3 protein-coding genes are annotated in these 3,494 nt (G+C 35.9%); 1 reads left to right on the plus strand and 2 read right to left on the minus strand.

Features of this window, described 5'->3' with window-relative positions; translation table 11 throughout:
- Window positions 1-653 precede the first annotated feature (653 nt).
- Window positions 654-1,595: an MTAP family purine nucleoside phosphorylase gene (locus AB1422_17995; protein ID MEW6621194.1), complete on the minus strand. Its 942-nt coding sequence runs from the start codon at window positions 1,593-1,595 to the stop codon at window positions 654-656.
- 119 nt (window positions 1,596-1,714) lie between these two features.
- Here AB1422_17995 and AB1422_18000 point away from each other — a divergent pair, with 119 nt between their 5' ends.
- Window positions 1,715-1,957, plus strand: coding sequence for a hypothetical protein (locus AB1422_18000; GenBank protein ID MEW6621195.1), 243 nt, complete (start codon window positions 1,715-1,717; stop codon window positions 1,955-1,957).
- Here the strand turns inward: AB1422_18000 and AB1422_18005 are convergent.
- On the minus strand, window positions 1,938-3,494 hold a 1,557-nt coding region (locus tag AB1422_18005; GenBank protein ID MEW6621196.1), incomplete at its 5' end, for a D-aminoacylase. The genes AB1422_18000 and AB1422_18005 overlap by 20 nt on opposite strands.

Raw genomic sequence — 3,494 nt, forward strand, 5'->3', positions numbered from 1 at the left:
AATATAAATTCCAAATTTCAAATAACAAATTCCAAATAAATTCCAAGCACCAAATTCCAAAACCTATTGCTTTATCAATTTTGTTAAAGGGAGTTGAATATTTTGCTCAATAATGTCAGATTTAGGTTTTTCAATAATTGAAGGACACACCTCTAACCCCTCTCAAGAGGGGAATATAACTCTTCTTTAATTCTATTGCCTCATTGAAAAGCACTTTTCCTTCTTTTGTTTGGAATTTTGATTTTTGGTCATTGGAATTTATTTGTCCTTTGGAATTTGTGATTTGAAATTTTGTAATTCACTACACTATTTTTTGCAACTCATGGTTTAGCCATAACTTTGCAATAATTCCTCTTCCTTGTGTTTTCAGGGGATTTCAATCTTCTAAAAATCACGAAACTATAGAATAATATATCTCATCAATATTATTTATACCATAATTATTCCTAATTGTCAATCAAAGAAATTTGAGTTATTCACCCAAAAAACAGATATAGCATACAAAGGTAACTGTTCACACCGTAGAGACACAGAGACGCAGAGAAAAAAAATTAAAATCTATGGACGCTGGTTTGCCTGCTGAATATTCGGCAAGCAGGTCATAAGTGTTTCTATGTCTGCACCAACAATCTTTTCGGTTATCTGATTTATTTCTATGTCTTCTCTGTTCCTCTGCGTCTCTGCGGTAAAGGACTACCTGAACGGTTACACGGAATCCAATTATGCCAATTGTTTCCTATCCTCTCTTTATATCTTGCCATTAATTGATTGCAATTGCAATTTCTATCTTTAAATAATAATCTTTTATAAAATTCTTTAATAATTTCAGGAAATTGTTGAACGGATTTATCTACCTTTTTCATCGCCTCTTTAGTTATCAATCCATCAAAGAGTGTTGCTTTTTTATAACCTTTTTTTTCTTTTATTCCTTCGGCATAATTAGTAATATAACATAAGGCTACATAGCACATTTCAAGTTCTCGGGCTAAAAATACCTCTGGAATAAGTGTCATTCCTACGACATCAGCACCTAATAGTTTAAACTTTTTAATTTCAGCCTTAGTTTCAAGTCGAGGACCTTCCGTGCAAACATAAACTCCTCCCTTGTTACCCTTAAATCCAAGTTCATTCAAAAGTATTTCCATTTCATTGCTTAACTGAGGGCAGAAAACAGGACTTGAGCGGATAAATCCAATGCCACTATTTTTGCCATAAAAACTTAATACTCTACTTTTAGTTTCATCAATTAAATCATCTGGTAATAAATATTGTCCCGGTTTTAAATCTTCATTTATGGCTCCGGGTCCACTCCAGGCTAAAATTCGTTCAACGCCTAATTCTTTTAAGGCATAAATATTTGCCTGGTAATTTACCGATGAGGCATTTAATTCATACCCCTTCTCGCCATGCCTTGTCAAAAATAAAAACTCAATATCCTTATCTTTGACTAAAAATATAGGTTGGCTCTTACCAAAAGGGGTCTGTATCTCCCCTACTCTCTCACCAACTACTTTTCCCTCATTAAGTAATGTATATGCCTTACTTCCGCCAATAACCGCATTTTTTACCTTTATTTGCATCTCTAACACATCCATTAATCTTTTCTACCTGCACAGGTCGAAGATTTTGTAACTGTTCACCGCAGAGACACAGAGACGCAGAGAAGAAAATTAAAATTTATGGACGATACGCTTAACATCCCTGATTTTCATCAGTGCAAGCTCTTGAGTCCAACAACATTAAACTTGCCCTGATGAAAATCAGGGATGGATTAACAAATCTGGCTTGCCGGCTGAACATTCGGCAAGCAGGTCATAAGTATTTCAATGGCTACACCAATAATCTTTTCTGTTATCTGATTTATTTCCATATCTTCTCTGTTCCTCTGCGTCTCTGCGGTAAATTACCACCTGAACGGTTACCTGCCATAATTAGAATTACTGACCTTTACGAATGACTTTGCCGGATAAGGTGCTGGTATGATTTCCTTGTTCAATAACTATTTGACCATTGATAATGACATATTCAATACCCGCCGGATAGCGAAGTGGTGATTCAAAGGTAGCTAAATCCTTTATCTTTTCTGGATTAAATACAACAATGTCCGCAAAATTACCTTCTTTTAGCCTGCCGCGGTTTTTAATGCCAAGTAGATATGCAGGTTGATAAGTCATTTTATAAATTGCTTCCTCCAGAGATAAAACCTTTTCTTCATAGACATACTTAGCCAGAGTTCGGGGAAATGTTCCAAAAGCCCTTGGATGAGGTCTTGTTGTAGATAACATCCCATAATCTGCTCGGGCGGATGCGTCTGAACCTATCATTGTGTATGGTTTTTTTAAGATTTTTTTCAGATTATCCTCACTCATATCAAAAAGTATTACCTCTACCTTTCCTTCCTCTTCGATTAAAAGTGAAAATATCAAGTCAATTGGATTTGAGATTTTTTTTGTTTGGGCAATCTCTGAGATTCTTTTACCCTCCATCCATCTATTCGCCTGAGTTTTCACCGCAGAAATCATAATTGAGTCAAAATCAGGCTGTTGATTTAATATTTGTTTAGAGATTTTATTGCGTGTTTGTTCGTCTTTAAGTCTTTCAATTTCTTTTTCCATTCCACCTTCATAAGCCCAGGACGGCAGAATAACATCCAGGTCTGTGCTGGCGGCAGTATAGGGGTATCTATCGCAGGTTACACTTAAACCTAATTCCCTTGTTTTTTCAATCTCTGCAAATACTGAGTCTAATTTATTCCAATTTGCCCGACCAGCAGTTTTAAGATGAGAAATATGCACCTTTAAAACACCAGCCATACCACCAATATCTATTGCCTCTTGAACTGCTTCTTCTAACCTATCCCCTTCACTTCGCAAATGAGTGACATACATCCCTCCAGATTCTGCAACGATTTTACATATTTCAATTAATTCATCTGTTTGAGTAAAACAACCGGGCGGGTAAATCAACCCTGTTGACAATCCAAAGGCACCTTCTTCCATACATTTAGAAATAAGTTTCTTCATCTTCTCTACTTCTTTTAGTGTTGGCCGTCTATTCTCATAACCCACAATTGATGCCCGAATATTCCCCTGTCCTATGAGTGGCACAAAATTTACTCCAATCCCCATTTCCTTAAGTATCTCAAGATATTCTTTTAGAGAACTCCATTGATAATTTATCTCAAATTCTTCACAAATCTTTTTAATTCTTTCCTTTGATTGATTATATTGTGGAGCGGCTGAAAAACCACAATTACCACATACCTCAGTTGTAACCCCTTGTCGAACTTTACTCTCTGCCTTTGGATTAACCAGGATGGTAAAATCAGAATGGGAATGAATATCAATAAATCCAGGACAAACAACTTTATCTTTTGCCTCAATAAGTTTTGTTTGTGATGAGCCTGAGCGTAAATTACCAATAGCCACGATTCGTTCATCCTTAATCCCAACATCTGCCTTAAATGAAGGGACATTAAAACCATCTACAACCTG

This window comes from bacterium, assembly GCA_040757115.1.
Lineage (GTDB): Bacteria > UBA9089 > CG2-30-40-21 > CG2-30-40-21 > SBAY01 > JBFLXS01.

Excerpts from the sequence above, each read along its gene's own strand:
- AB1422_17995 (MEW6621194.1), bottom strand. The coding sequence starts at position 1,595 with ATGGATGTGTTAGAGATGCAAATAAAGGTAAAAAATGCGGTTATTGGC.